This is a genomic window from Rhizobium sp. UFLA01-1127, assembly GCF_059803845.1.
Genome location: NZ_JAUQTZ010000024.1, coordinates 1 through 23,035 on the forward strand (window position 1 = coordinate 1; position 23,035 = coordinate 23,035).

The 23,035-nt window shown below is 57.9% G+C and carries 21 protein-coding genes; 17 read left to right on the forward strand and 4 right to left on the reverse strand.

Features of this window, described 5'->3' with window-relative positions:
- From narH to Q4Q11_RS08385, 8 genes are all read left to right on the forward strand, one after another.
- Positions 1-1,466 (forward strand): nitrate reductase subunit beta (gene narH, locus Q4Q11_RS08350; RefSeq protein WP_498569184.1); only part of this gene is annotated, 1,466 nt, incomplete at its 5' end.
- Positions 1,466-2,176 (forward strand): nitrate reductase molybdenum cofactor assembly chaperone, encoded by a 711-nt coding sequence (gene narJ / locus Q4Q11_RS08355; protein WP_112507581.1) that lies wholly within the window; start codon positions 1,466-1,468, stop codon positions 2,174-2,176. The genes narH and narJ, both read left to right, overlap by 1 nt.
- Before the next feature lie 12 nt (positions 2,177-2,188).
- Positions 2,189-2,920 (forward strand): respiratory nitrate reductase subunit gamma, encoded by a 732-nt coding sequence (gene narI / locus Q4Q11_RS08360; protein WP_498569185.1) that lies wholly within the window; start codon positions 2,189-2,191, stop codon positions 2,918-2,920.
- Positions 2,921-2,922: 2 nt separating this feature from the next.
- Positions 2,923-3,813 carry a peptidylprolyl isomerase gene (locus Q4Q11_RS08365; RefSeq protein ID WP_498569186.1) on the forward strand — a complete coding sequence of 297 codons (891 nt, stop codon included), beginning with the start codon at positions 2,923-2,925 and terminating at the stop codon, positions 3,811-3,813.
- A gap of 9 nt (positions 3,814-3,822) precedes the next feature.
- A complete protein-coding gene (locus Q4Q11_RS08370; protein ID WP_498569187.1) occupies positions 3,823-4,125 on the forward strand; it encodes a hypothetical protein in 303 nt (100 codons plus the stop codon).
- A complete protein-coding gene (locus tag Q4Q11_RS08375) occupies positions 4,103-5,353 on the forward strand; it encodes a molybdopterin molybdotransferase MoeA (protein ID WP_498569188.1) in 1,251 nt (416 codons plus the stop codon). Before Q4Q11_RS08370 ends, Q4Q11_RS08375 begins: the two co-directional genes overlap by 23 nt.
- Positions 5,354-5,407: 54 nt before the next feature.
- Positions 5,408-5,992 (forward strand): DUF2478 domain-containing protein, encoded by a 585-nt coding sequence (locus Q4Q11_RS08380; RefSeq protein WP_498569189.1) that lies wholly within the window; start codon positions 5,408-5,410, stop codon positions 5,990-5,992.
- Between the two features lie 336 nt (positions 5,993-6,328).
- Entirely contained in the window at positions 6,329-8,608 is a 2,280-nt protein-coding gene (locus Q4Q11_RS08385) for a bifunctional diguanylate cyclase/phosphodiesterase (protein ID WP_498569190.1), read from the forward strand.
- Positions 8,609-8,631: 23 nt separating this feature from the next.
- Here the strand turns inward: Q4Q11_RS08385 and Q4Q11_RS08390 are convergent, their stop codons facing one another.
- Positions 8,632-9,516: a LysR family transcriptional regulator gene (locus Q4Q11_RS08390; RefSeq protein ID WP_498569191.1), complete on the reverse strand. Its 885-nt coding sequence runs from the start codon at positions 9,514-9,516 to the stop codon at positions 8,632-8,634.
- A gap of 108 nt (positions 9,517-9,624) precedes the next feature.
- On the opposite strand from Q4Q11_RS08390, the gene Q4Q11_RS08395 reads away from it, so the two are divergent.
- The 3 genes from Q4Q11_RS08395 (at position 9,625) to Q4Q11_RS08405 (ending at position 11,992) form a co-directional block, all read left to right on the forward strand.
- Complete coding sequence (locus Q4Q11_RS08395) at positions 9,625-10,614, forward strand: nitrilase family protein (RefSeq protein WP_498569192.1); 990 nt, start codon at positions 9,625-9,627, stop codon at positions 10,612-10,614.
- 45 nt (positions 10,615-10,659) lie between these two features.
- The gene (locus tag Q4Q11_RS08400; protein ID WP_498569193.1) at positions 10,660-11,256 is read left to right on the forward strand and encodes a glucokinase; all 597 of its coding nucleotides are present in this window, start codon (positions 10,660-10,662) and stop codon (positions 11,254-11,256) included.
- A gap of 142 nt (positions 11,257-11,398) precedes the next feature.
- Positions 11,399-11,992 carry a class I SAM-dependent methyltransferase gene (locus tag Q4Q11_RS08405; RefSeq protein ID WP_112507565.1) on the forward strand — a complete coding sequence of 198 codons (594 nt, stop codon included), beginning with the start codon at positions 11,399-11,401 and terminating at the stop codon, positions 11,990-11,992.
- 98 nt (positions 11,993-12,090) lie between these two features.
- On the opposite strand, the gene Q4Q11_RS08410 is transcribed toward Q4Q11_RS08405, so the two are convergent.
- Positions 12,091-14,850 (reverse strand): EAL domain-containing protein, encoded by a 2,760-nt coding sequence (locus Q4Q11_RS08410; RefSeq protein ID WP_498569194.1) that lies wholly within the window; start codon positions 14,848-14,850, stop codon positions 12,091-12,093.
- Positions 14,847-15,914: a FecR domain-containing protein gene (locus tag Q4Q11_RS08415; protein WP_498569195.1), complete on the reverse strand. Its 1,068-nt coding sequence runs from the start codon at positions 15,912-15,914 to the stop codon at positions 14,847-14,849. Before Q4Q11_RS08415 ends, Q4Q11_RS08410 begins: the two co-directional genes overlap by 4 nt.
- A gap of 800 nt (positions 15,915-16,714) precedes the next feature.
- Here Q4Q11_RS08415 and Q4Q11_RS08420 point away from each other — a divergent pair.
- From Q4Q11_RS08420 to Q4Q11_RS08445, 6 genes are all read left to right on the forward strand, one after another.
- Positions 16,715-17,098, forward strand: a complete 384-nt coding sequence (locus Q4Q11_RS08420; RefSeq protein WP_498569196.1) for a helix-turn-helix domain-containing protein — start codon at positions 16,715-16,717, stop codon at positions 17,096-17,098.
- 9 nt (positions 17,099-17,107) lie between these two features.
- Entirely contained in the window at positions 17,108-18,916 is a 1,809-nt protein-coding gene (locus Q4Q11_RS08425; RefSeq protein WP_498569197.1) for a hypothetical protein, read from the forward strand.
- 13 nt (positions 18,917-18,929) lie between these two features.
- Positions 18,930-19,148 carry a hypothetical protein gene (locus tag Q4Q11_RS08430; RefSeq protein WP_113214340.1) on the forward strand — a complete coding sequence of 73 codons (219 nt, stop codon included), beginning with the start codon at positions 18,930-18,932 and terminating at the stop codon, positions 19,146-19,148.
- A gap of 14 nt (positions 19,149-19,162) precedes the next feature.
- Positions 19,163-20,335, forward strand: coding sequence for a YcaO-like family protein (locus Q4Q11_RS08435; RefSeq protein ID WP_498569198.1), 1,173 nt, complete (start codon positions 19,163-19,165; stop codon positions 20,333-20,335).
- Positions 20,332-21,036, forward strand: coding sequence for a TfuA-like protein (locus Q4Q11_RS08440; RefSeq protein WP_498569199.1), 705 nt, complete (start codon positions 20,332-20,334; stop codon positions 21,034-21,036). The genes Q4Q11_RS08435 and Q4Q11_RS08440 overlap by 4 nt, the downstream gene beginning before the upstream one ends.
- Before the next feature lie 106 nt (positions 21,037-21,142).
- A complete protein-coding gene (locus Q4Q11_RS08445) occupies positions 21,143-21,364 on the forward strand; it encodes a hypothetical protein (RefSeq protein ID WP_113214343.1) in 222 nt (73 codons plus the stop codon).
- Positions 21,365-21,965: 601 nt separating this feature from the next.
- Here the strand turns inward: Q4Q11_RS08445 and Q4Q11_RS08450 are convergent.
- Entirely contained in the window at positions 21,966-22,850 is an 885-nt protein-coding gene (locus tag Q4Q11_RS08450; RefSeq protein WP_498569200.1) for an MBL fold metallo-hydrolase, read from the reverse strand.
- Between the last annotated feature and the right edge of the window lie 185 nt (positions 22,851-23,035).

A 23,035-nucleotide genomic window follows, 5' to 3' on the forward strand; every position in this document is an offset into this window, starting at 1 on the left:
CCTGTTCTGTGACCTGCAAGAATGTCTGGACCAGCCGCGAGGGCGTCGAATATGCCTGGTTCAACAATGTCGAAACCAAGCCTGGCGTCGGCTATCCCCGCGAATGGGAAAATCAGGAGAAATGGAACGGCGGCTGGCGGCGTAAGCGCAACGGCAAGATCGAGCCGAAGATCGGCGCGAAATGGCGTGTCCTTGCCAATATCTTCGCCAATCCCGACCTGCCGGAGATCGACGACTACTATGAACCCTTCACCTTCGATTATGACCATCTGCATACGGCAAAGGAATCGAAGGCTTTCCCGACCGCGCGCCCGCGGTCGCTGATTTCGGGCGAGCGTATCGAGAAGATCGAATGGGGTCCGAACTGGGAGGAAATCCTGGGCGGCGAATTCGAGAAGCGCTCCAAGGACGTGAACTTCGAGGGGATCGAGAAGGAGATCTACGGCCAGTTCGAAAACACCTTCATGATGTACCTGCCGCGGCTGTGCGAGCATTGCCTCAACCCGGCCTGTGCTGCCGTCTGTCCCTCGGGCGCGATCTACAAGCGCGAAGAGGACGGTATCGTGCTCATCGACCAGGACAAGTGCCGCGGCTGGCGCATGTGCGTTTCCGGCTGCCCCTATAAGAAGATCTATTACAACTGGTCGTCCGGCAAGTCGGAAAAGTGCATCTTCTGCTATCCGCGCATCGAAGCCGGTCAGCCGACCGTCTGCTCGGAAACCTGCGTCGGGCGCATCCGCTATCTCGGTGTGCTGCTCTACGATGCCGACCGCATCGAGGCGGCCGCAAGCGCGCCGAACGAGAAGGATCTCTACCAGGCCCAACTCGATCTCTTCCTCGACCCGAAGGACCCGAAGGTAATCGCCCAGGCGCGCGCCGACGGCGTGCCGGAGGCATGGCTCGAGGCTGCCGTCGTTTCGCCGATCTGGAAGATGGCGATGGACTGGAAGGTCGCCTTTCCGCTGCATCCCGAATATCGCACCCTGCCGATGGTCTGGTATGTGCCGCCGCTGTCGCCCATCCAATCGGCGGCGTCCGCCGGCAAGATGGGCCTGAACGGCGATATGCCGGACGTTCGTTCGCTGCGCATTCCGCTGCAATATCTCGCCAACCTCCTGACCGCAGGCAACGAGGAGCCCGTGGCGCTGGCGCTGGAGCGAATGCTTGCGATGCGCGGCTACATGCGCGCCAAATCCATCGACGGCCGAATCGACGAGCGTATTGCTCAAAATGTCGGGCTCACTGGCGCCGATATCGAGGACATGTACCGGATCATGGCGATCGCCAATTACGAGGATCGTTTCGTCATCCCGACGGCGCACCGCGAATGGAGCGAGGACGCCTACGACCTGCGCGGCTCCTGCGGCTTTTCCTTTGGCAACGGCTGTTCCGGCGGCTCAAGCGAGACCAACCTCTTTGGCACGAAGCCGCAGAAGAAAGCCAAGAACCCGATGGAGATCGCATAATGACCGAGAGACAAGCCGTTCTTACCTTGCGCGCGCTCTCCGCACTCCTGACCTATCCGTCGGAGGAGCTCTGTGCCGCTGTGGCGGAGATCGCAGAGGCGATCGCCGCGGAGAAACTCGTGCCGCCTTCCGTCGCATCGGCGCTTCGCCCGCTTCTTGACGATCTTGCTTTGCTCGATCTCTTCGAGCTGCAGGAACGCTATGTCGAGCTGTTCGACAGGAGTCGGCGCCTTTCGCTGCACCTCTTTGAGCATGTGCATGGGGAAAGCCGCGACCGCGGTCAGGCCATGGTCGATCTTGCCGCCCTTTATGAGAAGGACGGACTGGAGCTCCATGCCAATGAACTTCCGGATTATCTGCCGCTCTTCCTCGAATACCTGTCGACGAAGCCGATCGGCGAGGCGCTCGGTCTTCTCTTAGAGACTGCCCATATCCTGGGTGCGCTTGAAGAGCGGCTGGTTTCAAGAGCTTCCCCCTATGCGGCCGTGCTAACGGCCATTCGAGCGATTGCGGGCGTCCCGCTCGATGCGTCCGGCGAAGCGGATCTCTCTGAGAGCGCGGCGGCCGATCTCGCCGCGCTCGATGCGGAATGGGAGGAAACAGCCGTCACCTTCGGTCCGGGAAGCGGTGCCATGGATGGCTGTTCCACCGAAAGGCTTCAAACCCGACTGCGGGCCGCACATCGCGATGTGCGCAGCAACGCCCATTGAAGGAGGAAGATCATGTCCGAGACGATCAATTCCGCACTCTTTGGCTGGTATCCCTATTTTTGCCTCACTGTCTTCCTGCTTGGCAGCCTCATCCGCTTCGACCGCGAGCAATATACCTGGAAGACCGGCTCCTCGCAGCTGCTGCGGCGCAAGCAACTGCGTTGGGGTTCCAATCTCTTTCATATCGGCATTCTGGTGATCTTCATCGGCCATGCCGGCGGGCTGCTGACGCCGATTGCGATTTTCGACGCGCTGGGGATCCCGCACAGTTTCAAGCAAGGGCTCGCGATCGTCGCCGGTGGCGCTGCCGGCATCGCCTGCTTCATAGGCATCACGCTTCTTGCTCATCGCCGTTTCTTCGATCCACGCATCCGCGCGACGTCGAGCTTCGGGGATATGGCGATCCTGCTCATTTTGTGGCTGCAGCTGACGCTCGGTCTCTCCACCATCTTCGTCTCGCTTCAACACATGGACGGTCATGAGATGGTGAAGTTCATGAACTGGGCGCAGGGTATTCTGACGCTGCAGCCGGCCGCCGCTGCCTACGTTGCCGACGTGCATCCCATCTTCAAGATGCACCTGCTGCTCGGCATGACGATCTTCCTGCTGTTTCCGTTCACCCGCCTGGTCCATGTCTGGAGCGCGCCGATCTGGTACCTCGGGCGCCCCGGCTATCAGGTGGTGCGGAGCCGTTTCGATCATGAGCGTCATCCGTCGCGTTCCTACAGACATCCGGGAGAGTGACCATGGTTTCCATCATCATCGACCGCACCGGCGCGCAGCCTCGTGATGAGCATGAGCACCGGCATGATCGCCCGCCAAGCCGGGCGGTCGGGGCAGGCATCATGCCGCCGGTCAGCGTCAATGGTGTGGCAATCTCCCGCAAGGACATCGCCGCCGAGACGCAGAATTTCCCGGCCGACAATCCAGGTGCTGCATGGCATGCTGCAACGCGGGCACTTATCGTTCGCCACCTGCTTTTGGAAGAAGCGCAGCGTCTGGGCATCTTCATCGAGCCGCAGGCCGATGCTGATGGGCGCATCGAAACCGGCGAAGACGCAGTGCTGCGTGCGCTTATCGAGCGGGAAGTGCAGACGCCTGTGGCAGACGAGGAGGCGTTGCGCCGCTTCTATGACAATAACCGCAAGCGCTTCGTGACGCCGCCGCTTTTCGAGGCGGATCACATCCTGATTGCAGCGCGGCGGCAGGATGGCGACGCATTCGCTGAGGCGCGGCAACGGGTGGCCTCCCTTGCCGGCCTTCTGAAGCGTGAGCCGGAGCGCTTTGCCGAATTGGCCAGAGACTGTTCCGATTGTCCCTCCCGCGAGGTCGGCGGCAGTCTCGGCCAGATCAGCCTGGGAGATACGACACCGGAATTCGAAACAGCATTGACCGGGCTTGCCGTCGGCGAGATCTCGGCGCCGGTCGAAAGCCGCTATGGGGTTCATCTCATCCGCCTCGTTCGCAAGATCGAGGGTTCGCTCCTGCCGTTCGAAGCAGTCAAGGAACAGATCGCCACCTATCTCGAGGAACATGTCCATCGGCAGGCGGCGGCGCAATATATCTCGCTGCTCGTGGGCCGTGCGGACATCCGGGGCATCACGCTTAACGGCGCTGCGACCCCTCTGGTACAGTGAGGAAAAGTCGTGTTCGGTACGCTACTCGCCAGCCTCGATAATCCCCAAACCGTCGAAAGGATCATCGATGCTCTTGGCGTGGAAGGACTGGCCAAACGGCTCGAAAACGCAGCCGCTGCAGAAGCGATGGAGCCGGCAGGCTACTTTGCGGCGATCGTCCGCTCGTTCATGGAAACGGCATCCGACGATCATTTCGTGCAGCTGATCGGCATCATGAACCGTTCCGAGGATCCGGGCCTTGCCGCGGTTCGCGCCATTCTGAACAAGGTCTTGCCCGAGGAAGATTGCCATGACGCTCGCTCCACCGCATGAAAAGTGTTTCCCTGCAGTTGCCGGAATGGTGTCTTTCGAAGCGGCATGTCATGAAGCCGTGAAGCTCGCCCGGCCGATCGATCGACAGGAAGAAATTTCGGTGGCCAGCGCAATGGGCCGCGTTCTGGCAGTTCCCATCAAGGCGCCGCATGCCCTTCCGCGCTTTGATCAGGCGGCAATGGATGGATATGCCGTTTGCATTGGCGGAGACGGTTCGCCTTCCATTCTTCCGGTAACCGGCATTACGAAGGCGGGGAATGCCCCAGGCCTGCTTTTGCTGGGCACGGCTCATCGCATCATGACAGGGGCCGCCTTGCCGCAGGGTGCCGATACGGTCGTTATCCAGGAGGATGTCACTCGAAGCGGCGGTAGCGTGCAGTTTCGGTCCGGCATTCGTCCCGGCGGCCATATTCGCAGGGCCGGAGAAGACGTGTCGGAAGGTGACACGGTTCTTGAGTCAGGGCGTGTTATCGGCTGGCCCGAGATCGCCTTGCTGGCAGCCCTGGGGATCACCACGGTGCGGGCTATCCGCACCTTACAGATAGCCGTTCTCACGACAGGGTCGGAACTTCGCGCTGCTCACGAGCCGCTTACACCCGGCGCGATCCGTGACGCCAACGGCCCAATGCTCGCTGCTCTTCTGGAACACCCCAATACTTCCGTCAGCCTTCAGAGCGTACCCGATGATCCGGCTTTAATCACGAAGGCCTTGACGGCGCTCAGTCAAGAAGCGGATCTCGTGATCACGACCGCGGGGATGTCCGCCGGCGAGGAGGATCATGTGTGTGACGCTGTTGCAGGCGCTGGCGGTCGACTTGATATCGTCGGAGTCGCCGTGAAGCCCGGCAAGCCGGTCGGCTTCGGCAAGGTTGGCGATGCGTGCTTCATCGGGCTGCCGGGAAATCCGCAAGCCGCCGCTTTCGGCGCGCTCGCCTTCATACGACCGATGATCAGAGCCTTTCTCGGACAGACAGAGTCTCGACCCGTCATTGCAGACATGGCCTTTGCTTTCGGCCATAAGCCGGGTCGTACCGAACTGCTGCCTGTCAGACTTGCAAACAGGAATGGCAGATTGATTGCGGATCGCGCCGGCCCGGAGGGATCGCATAGAATGATGACGCTTGTTTCGGCTGATGCCGTGGCTATCGTGCCGGAGACGTGTGCCTCGGTTGAAGTCGGCACGAGCCTGAAGATCCTTCCTTTCGACCCGATGCGTTTCCAACAGTGAGTGCAATCGAAACGCACCGCTATCCCATGAAGGCCAATCCGAAGGAAATGACCGATGCGGCTTGATCGCTCCAGCTATCCCATTACCGCCGTCGTCTATTCGAAAGGCGCGGATTTCGAGAAATTTCTGCGGAAGGTCACCAATATGATGACCGATGAGAGAATGCGATTGGCCGGTCTCATCCAGCACAGCGAGCCGCGGCCAGATCGCGTCAAATGCGACATGTATATAAGGGATCTTTCGACCGGCAAGCTTTTTGGAATATCCGAGGATCGAGGGCCTGAAGCGCGAGGATGTGTTCTCGATACCGATCAATTGCTTCTTGCATGTGAGGCAGCGGCGGAGGGGCTCTCCAGCAAAACCGACCTTCTGGTACTTAGCAAGTTTGGCAAAACCGAAGCCGAAGGTGGCGGTTTCCGATCGCTGATGGCTCGCGCAATGGAGCTTTCCGTGCCCGTTCTGATCGGGGTTCCGGAAATCAATCTTGCGTCGTTTCGGTCGTTTTCCGCCGGGCTCGCGCGGGAGATCCAGTTACCAGCCGTCATATCCGAGCCGCTGTCAATGCTCCGATGCCTTCGTCGCGCCGACTGGCCTACTCCTGCCGAAATTGGTGGAGAAGGAGCCGAATTTGCAGACTGAATACGATCGGTGGAAACGTGATGCGAACCGGCTGCGCGCAATTCCTGAAAATAAAGCTGTTCGAACCGTCGATCTGTGGGCGGGCAGCGCCGTCGATCGCAAACGGTGAGCAAGAGCATTTCCGCTTTTCTTCGAATCGCGAAAACGCTCTATCTTCTTATTTCCCAATGCATTTCGGATGGAAGTCGCTGCCCAATTTTCCTGGAAATGCTCTCGTTCCACGAACTGCATGATGCTGACGCAATCTTCGCTTGAGCCAGTCCTATGGCGAGGGGTTAGTGTTGCTTTAAAGAAACGGTGTAAAGATGCGATTCCGTATCCTATACCGGCAATCTGATGAAGCTTCAAAGAGATCGTAATATATTGCGTAGTTTTGCGAACTCTGCGGTAAGTAATATCAGCGCGTTTGCGCCCGCAATATTTGCAGCGATAGTAGCCGTGATCATTGTCTGCGTCACAACGAATTGGCGGCTGGAGCGCTCGCTGGCCGACGAACGCTCTGCTGTTGCCGGTGAGCTTGCCACAATATCTTCTCGGCTTCAGACCAACCTCAACGGCAACGTGAAATTGCTGCAAGGTCTGGCTGCCGGTATTGCAATCAATCCGGCAATGGACCAGAGCGCTTTTTCCAAACTTGCCGCACGGATCCTGCAGCCCGATTCACAATTGAAGAGCTTCGCTGCCGCACCGGACATGGTGGTTCGATGGGTCTATCCGGAAAAAGAAAACCAAAAGGCGATAGGCCTCGACTACCGAACAAACGAAAAGCAGCGGGACGGCGCGATGCTGGCGCGCAACACCCACAACATCGTTTTGACCGGTCCCGTGGAACTCGTGCAGGGCGGAACTGCTTTCATAGCCCGGTGCCCTGTCTATATCGATGAAGGAACGAGCCAGATCTTTTGGGGACTTGTTTCCGGGGTCATAAACACGGCAAAGCTTTATCAGGATAGTGGGCTTGAAGCGACGGATCTCGAGATTGCCATCAGCGCCACCCCGGAGCCGAGCCTGCCCAAACAGGTTTTTTTCGGCCGCTTGGACACGTTTTCGAAACAGCCTGTCATCGCATCCGTTGATACGATGTATGGTCGATGGACCCTTGTCGCTGTGCCTGGGGATGGCTGGGGCCAAAACAAGGGCATAGCCGCTTTTGAGCTTTACGCGAGTTTGCTGTCTTTGTGCGTCGTTGCTCCGATCATCTGGGTCGGCTTCCTCACCAAGTCGCGCCAAAAGACGATCGAAAAGCTTCGCTTCAACAAAAAGAAGCTCGTGAAAGCACGGCAAAGATTGGAGTACCTGTCGTTACACGACGCACTGACCGGACTTCCCAATCGGCGTTTTGTCGACCAGATGATCTCCCAGCCGCGCAGACCGGGTCCAGGAGAGCATCTGATACTCATTCATATCGACCTGGATCGTTTCAAGGAGATCAACGACACGAAAGGGCACGCCGGGGGTGACGCGGTCCTGCAGGCAATGGCTTCGCGTCTTGCCAATTTGACGAGACCGAACGATGTGGCAGCTCGTATCGGTGGCGATGAGTTCATTTTGGCCAGCTGGAGCACCAATCCGGAGATCAGAGCACGCGAATTGGCCCGGCAAATCGTCGGGGCATTGGAAGAGCCTTTGTCCATTGATGGCTCGGAATGTGTTGTCGGTGCAAGCGTCGGAGTTGCCTGGGAGGTCGAATGCGCCAACGACCGAGACTTCGGTCAATTGCTTCTGAATGCCGACTTGGCTCTCTATGAGGCGAAAAGAACCGGCCGCGGCCGGGCAGCCATTTTCACCGAAGAGCTTCGCAGCGCTGCAGTTCATTCAAAAGAGTTGGAGGACGAATTCAACCAAGCGCTGGACCGCGACGAACTGGTTGCATTCTTCCAGCCGCAATTTGACGCGAACACGTTGGATATCGTCGGCGTCGAGACGCTTGCTCGCTGGGATCATCCGCGAAACGGTATGCTCGGCCCGAACCAATTTCTTCACGTCGCGGAAAGGTTGGGACGCTCCGGCGATATGGATCGGCTGATCCTGCAAAAAGCGCTGTTCGAGCTTGCAAGATGGGATGGCCTTGGACTGTGCATCCCGCGTGTCTCGGTCAATATTTCTGCACGACGACTGACCGATGCAAATCTGCTCACAGAGTTGTGCGAGCTGCCGCTGGCGAGGGGACGCTTGTGTTTCGAACTGCTTGAAACGATCTCTTTCGACGATCTTCAGCCTGTCCTCAATAAGGTAATCCCGGCTGTCAAAGAGCTTGGCATCGAAATCGAGATTGATGATTTCGGAACCGGGCATGCCAGCATTGTCAGCCTGCTCAGATTCGAGCCAAGGAGGCTTAAAATCGATCGGGAAATCATCAAGCCGATTGTCACGTCGTCGTCTCAGCGTCGCCTGGTCTCTTCCATTATCGAAATCGGCCGATCGCAGAACATCGACATTGTTGCCGAAGGCGTGGAGACAATGGAGCACGCCAAAATCCTAAGGGATCTCGGCTGCCATCTATTGCAAGGCTATGCCCTGGCACGGCCGATGACCTCGAAGCAATTGATCGAATTTTGCCATACGAAGGATAACGGACTTACCAGAGATTTCGCGCCGCAACTGTACGCGGGCTAGTGACGGAAACGTAGAAGGTCAGGCTATTTCCCGAGATCTGTTGTCGTGTTTCGAACGTAGTCCATAAATCGGTTCAAAAGAGGCGTTGCCTGCTTCCCATTCCAGCAAAGTCCAACCGGCCAGGTAGATTCCATCCCCCAAAGAGGTCGCTGGCGGGTGCGGCCGGCCAGTGCATTGACGCCATGCCAGGGTAAAAGCGCCGCTCCTAGTCCGGCGGCGACTACGGCATGAACGGTCAGAATGTCTTCGGCGTGTTGAACGATACGCGGTTTGAAGCCGTTGGCTGCGCACCAGCGGCTGACCTGCTCATCCAATCCCGGCCCGGCAGATGGGGAAAGTGCCACGAAGCCAAGTTGGTTTAAGGCCGACATGCGATCAGGAGTAGGGAACTCCACCTCTTTGGGGAGAACCAAGGCCAGTTTTTCCTCGATCAGCGGCATGAAAGACAATTCGTCTTCTCTCTCCGGTGCACGGCAAAAACCCACATCGAGCCTGCCGCTCAACAGACGCTGATGTTGTTCCCGCGATGGCAAGTCGTTGAGCGTGATCTGGCAATCCGGCGTGACCGCGCGAAATCCCGCGATGAGCTTCGGCGCGATGACGAGCGTCGAAATGCCGAAACCGATGTCGAGCTGCCCGGTCAGCCCGGCATTGGCGCGCCGGATCTTGACATCTATATCCCCGCTGAGACGTAGGAGTGCCCGCGCCTCCCGCTTCAGCAGCATGCCGAGTGGCGTCAGGATCGCGCCGTGCCGTCCGCGCTCGAAGAGCGCTGCTCCCACGCTCTCTTCCAGTGCCTGTATCTGCTTCGACAGGGTCGATTGCGTGATGTTCAACTTCGCAGCAGCTCTGCCGTAGTGACCTGCATCCGCAAGCTCGATGAATGATCGCAGCAGTTTAATTTCCATTCCATTTCCGAATATTTTTAATCGAAAGTTTCATTTTACAAAAGGATGCCCTGGCGGTCAAATCATGACCAAGCAATCAGTCGCCGCAAGTTATCGGAGGCATCGGTCATGACATTCAAAGTCTCTTCCGTGCAGTTTCAGCACAAGGCCAGCGACAAGGCCTACAATTTGGCGCGGATCGCGCATTTCACCAATGTGGCCACTCTCGAGAGCAGCCAGTTCGTCGCATTTCCAGAGATGTGCATCACTGGCTATTGGCACGTTCCTAAGATGGATCGGGACGGCCTATATGCGCTTGCCGAGCCGCTTTCCGGTCCGTCGATTTCCTATGTTGCTTCCTTGGCACGCGAAAAGGGGATCGCGATCGGCGCGGGTTTTCTTGAACTGGCCGAGGATCAGTCCTTGTACAACAGCTATGCTGTCTGCATGCCGGATGGCCGGATTCATTGTCATCGCAAGCTTCATGCCTGGGAGCATCAGCTGATTTCCAGCGGCGATAGCTATACGGTCTTCGACACGCCTTGGGGCGTCCGCGCCGGCATTCTGATCTGCTGGGACAACAATCTCATCGAAAATGCGCGAGCAAACGCCTTGATGGGTGCGGAAATACTAATCGCACCGCATCAGGCCGGTGGCGGCTATTCCGTCAGCCCGCATGGAATGAAGCGAATTCCGGTCGAGAAATGGACCCGCCGGCAGCAAGACCCGGAAGCGATCGAAGCAGAAATTCGCGGCCCCAACGGTCGCGAGTGGTTCATGCGCTGGCTGCCGTCTCGCGCGCACGACAACGGCATGTTCCTGATCTTCAGTAATGGCGTCGGCCAGGACGAGGATGAAGTGCGTACAGGCAATGCCATGATCCTCGATCCTTACGGCCGGATCCTGGTCGAGACCTGGCAGGCGGCCGACGCAATGGTGACCGCTGAGATCGATCTTGGTTTGCTCGACAAGTGTACCGGACAGCGCTGGATTCGCGGCCGCCGTCCAGAGCTTTACGGTTGCCTGACGGAGCCCAATCCGCAGGGTCTTTCGCCGATGGACGCGCGGTTTTCCGATACCTCGACCCGCAAGCTTCCTGGTGCGGAAAAGACTTTGTGAACGTCATTACCAAGCTGACCCAGACGGAATGCGAGGTAGGGAACCATGATCCTTGCTGGTGATATCGGTGGCACGAAGGTGCATCTTGCGCTCTACGATCTCCTCGATGGTAGGCTGAAGCTCATGCGGGAAGCTCGTTTTGCCTCCCGGCAATTCCAAGGGCTGGAGCAGATCGTCGGCCGCTTTGTCGCCGAGGACAAGATCACGGTCGCCTCCTTTGGGATTCCAGGTCCCGAGGGCGGCGAGTGTAGGCAAATGGCGAACCCACCATGGATGCTGGATCGATCTGAAATTTCGGCCAGCCTTGGCATCCAGCAGGTCCATTTGCTCAACGATCTCGAAGCGAATGGCTACGGAATCGCAGGTTTGTCCGCGAACCAGATGCTCACCCTCAATGAGGGCGAGCCAAGACCGACTGGAACGCGCGCTCTCATTGCTGCGGGAGCAGGCCTGGGGGAGGGGTTTCTGACCTGGGATGGACGGGCTCATGTTCCGTATGCTTCCGAACGCGGGCACGTGGACTTTGCGCCGTGCAATGCCGATGAATGCGGCCTGTGGCATATATCCCCACGGCCCGCCCGATGGGAAACATGCGTACTGGTTATGCAGTCCCGGTATGTGATCGTGCATCATCGATCCTGAGCCGTCAGGAAAAGGATGCATTATGGGAAGCGTTCTTCACGGCAGCGCCCGCACGACGTCTCGTGGAATTCGGCACTCGATTGACACATCTCTGAGAATTTCCTAATCGCATTGTCTTCCTCGTGCCTGAGCAGTGAAAGCGATGGACCAATCGACTCTTGAGGCCTACGACCGTAACGCAGCACTCTTTGCAGCCGACTGGGACGGGCAGCCGACGCCGGAAGACCTTCAGGATATAATTCGACGATTTTTCAAGCCGGGGCTCACGGCGGACATCGGCTGTGGAAGCGGTCGTGACACGGCATGGCTTTGCCAGAATGGGTTTTCAGCCATTGGCTATGATCCGTCCGAAGGATTGCTGGCGGAAGCGCGCCGCCTCCATCCATCCATCCCTTTCCGGCTCAGCGCTCTCCCCGAGCTGCAGGACGTTGCCAATGGCGCCTTTGCAAATGTTCTTTGCGAAACCGTTATCATGCATCTTGCACCTGCGATGATCCCTGATGCTGTGCGCCGGCTGCTTTCTGTTCTGGAACCTGAAGGCACACTATATCTTAGCTGGCGCCTTAACGAGACCGGGCGCGATCGGGATGAACATGGGCGTCTCTATGCATATGTCGATGACGAGCTGGTGCGGGGCGGGTTGGATGCCGCGACAATCCTGCTCGATGAACGGCGTCAGAGTGCTTCGTCCGGAAAGATGATCCGGCGTATCGTTGCCAGAAAATCCGCAGTTTAGAGCATTTTCAGGAAAAGTGCGTAGCGGTTTTCCGTCCGGAATGCGTTGGGAAATAACAGGATAGAGCGTTTTCGCGATTCGAAGAAAAGTGGAAACGCTCAAAGTGAACCTATGACAGCAGGCGCCAGGAGCCTATATTGCTGCAGCATCTCCTCTGCGCGTTGCGGCTTACTAAATAGATAGCCTTGACCCGTTTCGCATTGAAGCCGGCAGAGGGCCTCCTTCTCGGCCTCGCCCTCTATACCCTCCGCAACGATTTCCAGGCCCAGGCCGTGTCCCATCGACACGATGGCCTTCACGATCTCGCGGACGCTCGGGTCGTCAGCCATTCTTCGAACAAAGGACTGGTCGATTTTCAGCTTGTCGAGCGGGAGATCGGCCAGGTAGCTCATCGAGGAATAGCCGGTTCCAAAGTCGTCGAGAGCCAAGACGATGCCGGCCGCTCGAAGTCCGACCATCTTGGCGATGGAGCGTCGGCCATCGTTGATGAAAGCCGATTCCGTGAGCTCGAGGCATAGTCTGGAAGCGGCCAAACCGCTCTGGTGCAGCGCATGAAGGACGTCCGATTCGAGGTCGGTACGCTCGAACTGTATGGCAGATACGTTGACAGAGACGACGCCGTGCGACCACCGCGCTGCCTCGGTGCAGGATTGCATAAGTACCCATCGCCCGATTTCGCAGATCTGGCCGGACGATTCTGCGATCGGGATAAATTCCGCTGGCGATATCAGGCCAAGTTCAGGATGCTCCCATCGCAAGAGCGCTTCAGCTCCCACAAAGCGTTGAGTTGCCAAATCTATCTGTGGCTGAAACACCAGGAAGAATTGATTGTCGTGGAGCGCGGCGCGCATTTCCGCTTCCAGACGCCTGGTGCGAGCTTGACGAAACGCCATTTCCGGATCGAACGCTTTCCATTGCGCCGATGATCTCTTTGCAATATCCAGTGCGGATTCAGCCGCGCGCAAGGAATTTTCAGCACTGACAAGCCCACATCGGGCAAGACCGAGGCGAATTCCGATTGCCGTCGACATTCCGTCAAACGCAACAGGTTCCTCAAAGAGCTGCAGCAGCCGTTCGGCAAGATTTTCCGTCTCATCCTCTTCTTCCGCCGAAAGGACTGCAAACAGATCACCGTCGATGCGGGCAAGAGTCGCATCGGGCAAGGCACCGGCCAACCGGGATGCGGCAGCTTTCAGAAGCGCGTCGCCAATCTCTCTCCCGAGCGTTGTGCAAATGCTCGTGAAGCGTTCGATGTCGAGCAGAGCGATGACGCCGTTTCGTCCTTCGATTCGAACGAGAAATTGCCGCCGGTTGAGCAGGCCTGTCAGTTCGTCCTGCTCGGACATCCGCTTTAGCCCGTCTTCATAAAGCTTTCTGGCGGTGATATCCCGAATGACGATGCATCCACCGAAGGTCTTTGTGGAATGATGGCCGATCGCCTCAAGCGGCGAAAGGGTTATGACCGCTTCATAGGCCGCGAGCTTCTCACCTATAGGCTTCAGGAACTCAACGGTCCTGGATTTTATCCCGATCTGCTGCGGATCATAGCGACCGGCAATCTCCCCGATCGCCTGTGAAACAGGATTTTCCGCGATCGTCGCAAGGCTGTCGCCCGCGCTGATCTTCAGGATCGACTTTGCGGAATCGCTGATTTCCGAAACCCTGAGGTCGGCATCGAATGCGATGATGCCATCGGAGCTGTCGGCTATGATGCTCCTCATCAGCCGGCGGGAATTTCGAGCGTCGACGCTGGCGATGGCGGCGATCATCTCTCCAAGGTCTATCCGCTCGTTCAAAGCAAGAACCCAAGCGAGTGCCAGGAGTGCCCAGGGAACGATTGTTCCGCTAACGATTGCAAGGTCTTTCTGCAGGATGAAGGCCGCGGCTTCACAGCCGAATCCCAGGGCGGCAATAGCAAGCGTAGTCTTGCCCATGCCCATGGAACGAAAATAAAACACGCCGAAAATCAATGCGGCGGCAAATAAAAGATCGAGCGGCATTTGATGGATTTGTCGCAGATCGCGTTTCTGGAGCTGTGTCTCGGTGGCGAGAACATGGATCAGCGGACCCGCCAGTCCGCCATAAACCGGTACGCTGAAAGTGTCCTTCAGCTCGGCCGCGGATGCTCCAACGACGATGGAGCGGCCCGCGAGTTGCTTCATGCCGACTTTCCCTTCGATCACATCCGCCAACGAGTATGTCGGTATGCTGTTCGGCAGGATCGAGAAATCGATCAATTGGCTGCCAGATACTCTGGAGCCGCCGGATAGGGCAGAGGCTGCCGAGGGGGTTGGCCTCCCATCGAAGTCGCTGCCGAAATCGAACCGCCGAACCAGGCCGTCTGCGTCCGCCGCGACGTTGGCAAAGACAGGCCAGGCATTGGCAAGCAATTGCGGAATCGGCCGTGAAATTTCTGTCTGTGAAGACGCTGCCGTTTTCTGCTGCCGGAAAATCGGCAGCAGAACGCCGCCGCCGACCTTTGCCAGAGCTGAAGCGAAAAGTGCGTCTTCTGATGCGCTGGAGGGTGTCGAAAAATCGATGTCGATAAAGGTGTCCCCGGCATCAGCGCCGTATAATTTGTCCAGGACTTTTCCGTAAATGCTCCTCGGCCATGGCCAGACACCGACTTCATCAAGAGTGTGTTTGTCTATGGCGATGAATACGATCCGCCCGGAAGCCTGGCGGGGCGCCCATTCGAACCGTTCGGCCACCAACTCATCGTTCAGCTGGACTACGGGGTCAAGTTGAGGCGCGACGACTGGAAAAGCGAAGATCGCAAGGACAAGCAAGGCTCTCAGCAGCACGGTTCCAGGATTACCCCTGCAAAGACGTGACAGAAAGCGGTTGACGTTCTTCACTTTGCGCTACTCTTGGCGTTCCCGTTCCCGTTCCCGTTCCCGTTCCCGTTCCCGTTCCCGTTCCCGTTCCCGTTCCCGTTTCCGTTCCCGTTTCCGGTGTTGCCACTCCCGTTGCCGTTGCCGGCGTTGCCTTTTCCATTCCCGCCGCCTCCGGCGTTCCCTTTTCCATTGCCGCCGTCATTTCCAGCATTACCATTCGAATTCCCGTTGCCGCCGCCATTTCCGGCATTGCCATTCGAATTTCCGTTGCCGTTGCCATTACCGTTCCCGGCATTCCCATTGCCACTGCCGTGGTTTCCTTCACTGGAGCTTTTTCCGCTGCTGTTTCCGGAGCCGCTATTGTTTTCGCCGCCGGCACTCCCCTTGTCGCCACTGTTGTCCGCAGTGCCTGCTTGGGACGATGTGTTGGTGCCGTTACTCGCAGCAGGCTGTCCGGACAACGTGGTGGCACCCAATGCCGGCACTGTCGCCACCGACGGGGCGACGGAGGTTATCGACGGCACCGACGCTTGCCCGGAGACCGCCATGCCGGTATTGCGGTTGACGGAAGCAGTCTGATGCGGCCCCACATTTGCTTGTTGACCGCTGGCGAAGGACGTCACTTGAACCAATCCCCGGTCAACCGAAACGGACGCTGCTGTTTTTCCGACGCGGACGTGGAAGATGGTCCCTTTGACGACAGCGGCGAGATACGGCGTCTGAACCGTCGTATGTGGCTGGCTACGCTTTTCTATCTCGAGATCGAGGGTGCCGGTCTGTTGACGGATCTCGGTCTTGCGCGATGAGAAGAGGCTGGAGTTCGTCGTGATGGAAGCCATGGTGTTTGGCTGGAACCCGATGCTTTCGACACCGCGCGCCAGTTGCGCGCGCCCACGCGGGCCAGTCGATATCCAGGCGCGGTTTGGAACGATATCGCCGGCGTGCAGATCCATCCAGTTCGAGAGGTCTATGGTATATTTTACCTGGCTGGTGGCCTTTGCGACCTGCCAGTCGTCGCTTCCGGCCAATGCGGTCGTAGGCAGAAGAAACAGGATGAGAACCAGAACACGAGCAAGTAGCGGCACGGTTACCCTCCGTATCCGAGTTGACTGGGCTGGGTGATGCGGTGCGCATCGTTGCGCCTCAGCCGCGCCCAAAGCGCGTCCAAGTCGTTTGCCGCGCCAGCCAGAGCCTGACATTTGCGCCGTGGCAACTGCATTGGTTCGCGTCGCTCGGCAGCCCCGGAGCCGGTTTCCGGCTCGTAGGGATATGATCGATTGCGATCTTGGTGTGGAAACGGAATAAGCTTCTGCATGAGGCCTTTTTCGGGAACGACAAGAAAGAGGCGGGCACCGTCATCGGGCTTTCGCGGGAATGGTGAGGAAAAGCTGCCTCAAATCATTCGTGCAGCGCGAATAGGCTTTCGGTTGCTTGCCGACACTGGATCGTTCTTGGAAGACAACGCTCAGCGGCAACGCCGCATGATCTGACGCAAACCATTAACAAAAGCTGGATTTTTGCAGGCTGCGTTCATCTTTTGCTGCTCAGGCTGAATTTTTCTTCCCATATCGGAGAGCGTTGGCGCAAAACGGACCTCGCCGCGCGCGGCCGTGGGGGCAAGTGCGCTGGCGGGACACACTTCTCACTCCGATTTAAGGAATTGGGCAGGGGCGAGGCGCATCGTTCTTTGACGCATATGGGAACAGAAGCACGTCGGAAATACTGCAAGCAATGGCGGCATGGAATAATTTGCTATGTCCCTAATATAGCAGATCGGAAACCTATCGACGCCGTGTAAAATTGATCTTGAGTGCCTTGCTGGAAGATTGTGAATTCAAGGGAAACCTGCGAACATAAAGGCAGTTTTTCTTCGGATGGTTTCTTTATGGATAAAAGACCCGATGCAATCGATGCTGAAGTTGGATTGCGCATCCGTCTGCGCCGGAAGGAATTGTCAATTACGCGGGATGTATTGGCCGAGAAACTTCGTATAAGTCCTCAAGAGCTCAAGAAATGCGAATACGGCTTCGAAAAAATCAGTGCCGACCACCTTCTGCATATTTCAGAAATTCTCGATGTTCCGATCATGTTCTTCTTCGAAAGTGCCTCGGACGACGCCTCTCCTTCCAGGGAGGCGTTAGCTAATTTTCGGCTTGCGAATCATCATAAGGCCGTTTTGCGAACAGCCTTGTCGGGGATCGAGGACAAGCGGTTGCGGGCGAAGATCCTCTCCTTTGTGCAATCAAGCGAAACTGGCAACGAGCACTGATCCGGCAAGATGACATTTCATTTAACGACCCTCGGCAGCTGCGCCCTTTATGATGAGAAGGGCGATCGTGTGAATGTGCCTAGACAGGCGCTGCTCATGCTGGCCTATCTCTATGACAGCCGACGATCCATACCCCGGAAGGATCTGGCAGCTTTTCTCTGGCCCAGCAATCTGCTGGCAGCCGGCGCCAACCTGAGATCGACCCTGCTGCGTTTGGCGACTGCGACGTCCAACTCCCCCAAGCCGCTGATCAGCGGCGTCGCCACGAACATCGCTTTGGACCGCGATGCGTTGCGATGCGATCTGGATGCCATCGAAAGTACGTCCGGCCTTGCCAAGCTCGGCGCGCTGAGCGATGCCGTCGCCAAGGAGTTTCTACCGGCTTACGGCAGCGGTTCCGCGGCTGTGGCGGTCTGGGTGCGCGACGTTCGGGCGCGGCTCGCAGGAGAGCTGCGAACCGAATTCTTCAAGACGCTGAACGAATCCTCTTCGCCCCAATATCGCGGGGAATTGAAGCGTGCAGCCATGCTTCTGCTGGACCGGGATCACTCCGATGACGAGGTCAGGATAGCGCTTGGCGAGAAAATCACCTCTTACATCCAGGTGATTGGCGAAACGAAAGATTCGAATTCAAGCCGCCCGGCCGAAGATACGATTCCGCCTGCCGCCGACAGCAGAGTGCCGCGTATCGCCCTGCTTCCTCCCGAGACACTGGAGGAATCGGAGCAAGCCGGCTCGCTCGCCAATGCAGTCATCGAAGACTTGACGATCAGCCTCTGCGTCGATCGAAGCGTCTCTGTGGTCGCTCCCTACACGGCAGAGAGGATTCGCTCCTCAAACAACAAGGCCGGGCTTCTCAGGCAGCATAATGTGGTCTACGCGCTGGATACGAAGAGGACGGGCGACAGCCTTTTCGCACAGCTGATTTTCATGCCGCGCGATGAAATTGTCTGGGCAACGCGCGTCCAGCTGGATAACGCGGCCATAACGGAGCATCGCAACGCGATCGCCACTGCGATCCAGAACTCCATCATCGAGCGTGTCGGTGCCTTCCACGGCATCGTGTCTGATTTCAGCTGCAAGCCTCAGGCCTATTTTGCCTATCTTGAAGGCGTACAATGCCTGTCCCGCCTGGGTCTTCAGAATGTCCGCCGGGCGCGCAAGCATTTCAAGCAAGCTCTCGAGCACGAACGGGGCTTTGCGGCGGCGCTTGCGGGCATCGCCAGAACGCTGACGATGGAATGGGTTCTGACGGCGCGCGGCGATGGCGATTTGCTGCTTCAAGCGGAGAAAATGGCGGCGGACGCAATTCGCGATGACAGCCGGTTCGCCGGAGGCTTCAAGGAAATCGGTGCCGTTCGGCTCTACCGCGGCAATATCGACGGCAGCCTGGAGGCCTTGTCGAATGCCGAGGACCTCAGCCCGCACTATGCGGATGTGATCTGCAGCCACGCCGATTGCCTCACCCATGGCGCCAATCCGAAAGCAGCTTTGGCGAAGGTTGCAATGGCTCTTGACCTCAATCCGCTTGCCCCGGACTACTATTATTGGACCGCCGCGGGAGCCAGCTATTTCCTTGGAGAATACACCGAAGCATTGGCTTACCTGGACAGGATGAGAGACCCGGGACCGGCAAGCAGACTCGCGGCGGCAAGCTGGGCGATGCTGGGGAATCTTGCCAAGGCGAAGACGTATCGACTGCGCGCCTTACGCGACAATCCGAATTTCGATCTGGAGGCATGGCTGTCCATGATTCCAAACAAGGAAAAATGGCAGACAGAGCATTACAGAGAAGGCCTGCTGAAGGCCGGATTTTGAAAAGGAAGAGATTATGGCGGGTGCAGTTCTGATTGGCATTCACGGCGAAGAGGGTCTTTGGCTGGTTGACCTCGAAAAGGGGACGGTCGTTCGATATACGCGGCGGCTGTCGGGTGACCTGGCGAAAGCCGAAGCCTGGCGAGCCAAAGGGGTCAGAGTGGAGAAGGATGTCGATTTCGCCGTGGCGCTGAAGTCCGCAAGCTCCGTGGCGTCGGGCCTCTATGAGGGTTAGGTGCTGGTTGATCGGTGTCCAACAGCTTTAGAGCCTGTTCCCCCGGCGAAACCCTGTCGAGGGTTTCGCCTTCTCTGAGGCGGCTTGGCATAACCCGCGTTGGCCGTCAGACCGAGCTCGACCGAATAGGCATTCCCGTCTGGTGCGCCTACGCCCCGAACTCCAAGGCGATCGTTATAGCCCAGGGCAAGGGTTTGGACGAAATTTCCGCGAAGACATCCGCGGTAATGGAAGCGATTGAGCGATCGGTCGCGACCCAACCCCATTGTTCAGCGTTGATGGCAAGTCTGGATGACCTTGCCGCAAGCGGTCATGCGACGGATTGCTTGGACGATCTGCTGGCGATTGGCGCGCAACCGGTAGGAACCACTGAACAAATCAGATGGTGTCAGGCCCGCGATCTGGCGAAGAGCGCCCCAATATTCGTTCCTTTCGAGGCCATTCATCTTGACCGGACGCATGTCAGCCCGCGATTTTGGGTGTCATCGGATGGATTGGCATCAGGCAATACCTGGCACGAGGCCGTCTTGCACGGGTTGCTGGAACGGATAGAGCGGGATGCCTGTGTCCTCTGGGATGTTGAAGACCCGGCGTGTCGACATGCACGCCGGATAGATCCGTACGGCATCGAAGATCAGGATATTCGCGAGATGCTGGAGAAGATTTTCTCGGCGGACTTCGATCTCGCCCTTTTCGATGTGACGAGCGATCTGGCCGTTGCCTCCGTCGTCGCGTTGCTGCGGCCGAAAGGCGATGACAACTCGCTGAGATATGTCGACTTGACCATGGGGGCCGGAGCGTCCCTCTCGCCCAACGTGGCTGCGGCCCGGGCAATTTCCGAAGCCGTGCAATCTCGGATGACGTTCATCGCCGGTGCCAGGGATGATCTTGTCCCCGAGCTGTTCTCACGCAGCGCCGATCCCGCACACCTGCAGTCGTTTCGGGCTCGATGCACGACGAACATCAACGAATTGCCGGTGATGTCAGCCGGGTCCGCGCAAGATGCGCTCGACCAGCTTGTCGAGACTCTGTTGCGAGGCGGTATCGACCAGCTTTATGCAGTCGAACTGGCACCCGAATGGTTGCCGGCGTCGGTCGCAAAGGTCTTCGCGCCGCAGCTCGAGCATCCGGACGGGGATCGCCGAATTCGTTTCGGCAGCCGCGCATTGTCAAAGGGTTTCCTGTGAAAGTGATCTTCGCAGGCCCGAGTTTGCCCGATGCCAAAGCTTTCGCAGACGATACGATGATCCTACGGCCGCCCGCATGCCAAGGCGACGTCGTCAAAGCTGTCGAGGATGGTGCGACTGCTATCGGCCTTGTCGACGGTCACTTCGAGTTCGTCGCGCCGGTCTGGCACAAGGAGCTGCTCTTCGCCCTGTCCAAGGGTGTCTCTGTGTTTGGAGCAGCCAGCATGGGAGCGCTCCGCGCGGTGGAGTGCCAGGCTTACGGTATGATCGGCATTGGCCGGATCTTCGATGACTATGCTTCCGGGCGCCGGGTGGAGGATGCGGACGTCGCTCTCCTTCATGGCCCGGCGGAACTGGGCTACCCCGCTTTGTCGGTGCCGCTGGTCAATGTCGATGCGACAATCGAGGCAGCGATTGGCCAAGGTATTGTCGGTGAGGAAGAGGCTTTGCGGCTCTCCCAGGCAGCCCGGCGTGTATTTTTCAAGGATCGGACCTGGAGGCGTGTTGCCGAAGCTGCCGATATGGACATAGGGCAGGTGAGGGCACTCGTCGCAACTGCGTGGACCAACCAGAAGCGCCGGGATGCCATCGGGCTGATGCGCGCAATTGCCGAGACGCCATCGCCGGCACAGATGGCGGACTGGTCCTTCAATGCAACTCCGCTATGGCGCAGACTCTTCCCACAATTTTACCGTATGTAATTGATTCTTTAATGCAGTCGTTGCGTGTGCAACGCTTTTGCAACGCACGTCATCTCTCGAATTATGCCAATCTCGCCTCAGGAAATCATTTGTTGAGGCTTTAAGAGTGATCGATTTTGAAGGACATGAGCGTCAGTGCGAGATCTTGGCGCTTGTAAAAATGATGCAATATGCCGCTCAAATCGCCAGCGAGCTCGATACGCCGCAGGCCGTGTTCCTGATAAAGGCAGCTCAAGAGGCTCTTTTTTCAGTCTTGAAGACCGAATCTCCAGCGCTTTCAAATGCGCATTTGAACGGACTTGTCAGTGACACGCATGGTCATTGCTAGAGCGCGATGCCGAAAGTGTCAGGGGATTTCGGGCGACATTCGACTCTAGAAGCTTCAAGAGGGTTGGCGTGTTTGGAAGAATACTGACCTGGATGCGCTCGCCCGTGAGAAAAGCAAGCTCCGCCAATACAGCCGGCATCGGCGTGGATTTCAAGGAACCTCAAGGAAGCATGAGGGTTGAGTTCATCCTGTTTGCAGCAATCATTGTTGCGTGGCTTGCGATTGCCTGCAACATCTGCCTTTCGTTGAACTGGCTCTGATCGCGGCAATCCGCAGGCTTTCGGACCCCTGCGCCGGCATCCTGCACTCGGCGGGCTTACCTGCCGTTCGAACAGCCGCTCGGCCAATGGCGGGACAAGGCGCTCACGCCTCCAAGGTTATGATGACGATCCAGGCCTGCCATCTGACGCCGGACGGAAAACCGCTTCGAACTTTTTCTCGACTGCCCTAAGTTTCTGGCATTCCTGATCAATCCGATCATATGCCGGTATTCGGGGGAACAGCGGACCGGATGCGGACGGGTATGACGCGCGGCGGCGATCAACCGGCCAAAGAGGATCGAACCCAGTCGTTGGGCCGCTGTTTCGGTCTTCCTGCGGTATCAGCCATTGCAGGATCGAGATTCGAAATAGCCGATCGGTATCTTCAGATACGACAGGCCGTTGCTCTCCGGCTCCGGCAAGCGGCCGCCGCGGATATTCACCTGCAGGGCGGCCAGCATGAGTTTCGGCAGCGGCAGCGTGGCGTCGCGTTCGTCCCGCACCTTCACAAAGTCGTCTTCCATCGGCAATCCCGCGAAATGCCGGTTTGAAGCAATGTGGCTCTCGACCGTCGCTTCGCATAATGGCGCCCGCCCGTTCGGTGCATAGTCGTGGCCGACGAAGAGCCGGGTGTTGGAAGGAAGCTCCAGGATTCGGCGGATGCTTCGATACAGCTCGCGTGAATTTCCTCCCGGAAAATCAGCTCGGCTGGAACCGCTGTCGGGCATCATCAGCGTATCATGGACGAAGGCGGCGTCCCGAGCGACGTAGGTGATAGACGCCATGGTGTGGCCGGGCGAGAAGAAGACGGTGACCGGAAGGTTGCCGAGGTGGAAGATTTCGCCGTCCTTGAGCAGCCGGTCCCATTGCGACCCGTCGGTGCGGAAGTCGTCGCCCAGATTGTAGATGCCTTTCCAAAGACGCTGAACCTTTGGCACGTGCTCGCCGATTGCCGTCGGCGCGCCCAGCCGCTCCTTGAGGTAAGGCGCGGCGGAAAAATGATCGGCATGGGGATGCGTATCCAATATCCAGACGACCTCGATACCCGCAAGCCTCACATAGGCGAGGATTTCATCGGCGCGCACCGTGTCGATCGCGCCTGCGAGCGGATCGTATCCGAGGACCGGATCGACGATTGCGCCCTTCATCGTTTCCGGATCATGGAAGACATATTGCCAGCTTCCCGTTGGCTTGTCCCAAAACGACTTCACGACAGGATTTGACATCAGAAACTCCCGACAACAGCGAAATGAATAAACGCGCACCGGACCTCTGTCCAACAGGTCCGAGCACCTGCGCTTCATGCATCGAAAATGAACTGGAACCTGTCCTGCATCATCGCGTCAATCGACCTCTTAGCCAGATCCAGCGTGCCATTCGCCCGAAAAGCCGGCTCCGGCAGTTCGGGTCG

Bases quoted from the DNA above. Each gene is read 5' to 3' on its own strand.
- Q4Q11_RS08395 (WP_498569192.1), top strand. From the start codon at position 9,625: ATGACATTCAAAGTCTCTTCCGTGCAGTTTCAGCACAAGGCCAGCGAC.
- narJ (WP_112507581.1), top strand. From the start codon at position 1,466: ATGACCGAGAGACAAGCCGTTCTTACCTTGCGCGCGCTCTCCGCACTC.
- Q4Q11_RS08430 (WP_113214340.1), top strand. From the start codon at position 18,930: ATGGCGGGTGCAGTTCTGATTGGCATTCACGGCGAAGAGGGTCTTTGG.
- Q4Q11_RS08405 (WP_112507565.1), top strand. From the start codon at position 11,399: ATGGACCAATCGACTCTTGAGGCCTACGACCGTAACGCAGCACTCTTT.
- Q4Q11_RS08425 (WP_498569197.1), top strand. From the start codon at position 17,108: ATGACATTTCATTTAACGACCCTCGGCAGCTGCGCCCTTTATGATGAG.
- Q4Q11_RS08385 (WP_498569190.1), top strand. From the start codon at position 6,329: ATGAAGCTTCAAAGAGATCGTAATATATTGCGTAGTTTTGCGAACTCT.
- Q4Q11_RS08375 (WP_498569188.1), top strand. From the start codon at position 4,103: ATGACGCTCGCTCCACCGCATGAAAAGTGTTTCCCTGCAGTTGCCGGA.
- narI (WP_498569185.1), top strand. From the start codon at position 2,189: ATGTCCGAGACGATCAATTCCGCACTCTTTGGCTGGTATCCCTATTTT.
- Q4Q11_RS08390 (WP_498569191.1), bottom strand. From the start codon at position 9,516: ATGGAAATTAAACTGCTGCGATCATTCATCGAGCTTGCGGATGCAGGT.
- Q4Q11_RS08420 (WP_498569196.1), top strand. From the start codon at position 16,715: ATGGATAAAAGACCCGATGCAATCGATGCTGAAGTTGGATTGCGCATC.
- Q4Q11_RS08365 (WP_498569186.1), top strand. From the start codon at position 2,923: ATGGTTTCCATCATCATCGACCGCACCGGCGCGCAGCCTCGTGATGAG.
- Q4Q11_RS08400 (WP_498569193.1), top strand. From the start codon at position 10,660: ATGATCCTTGCTGGTGATATCGGTGGCACGAAGGTGCATCTTGCGCTC.
- Q4Q11_RS08450 (WP_498569200.1), bottom strand. From the start codon at position 22,850: ATGTCAAATCCTGTCGTGAAGTCGTTTTGGGACAAGCCAACGGGAAGC.
- Q4Q11_RS08380 (WP_498569189.1), top strand. From the start codon at position 5,408: ATGCGGCTTGATCGCTCCAGCTATCCCATTACCGCCGTCGTCTATTCG.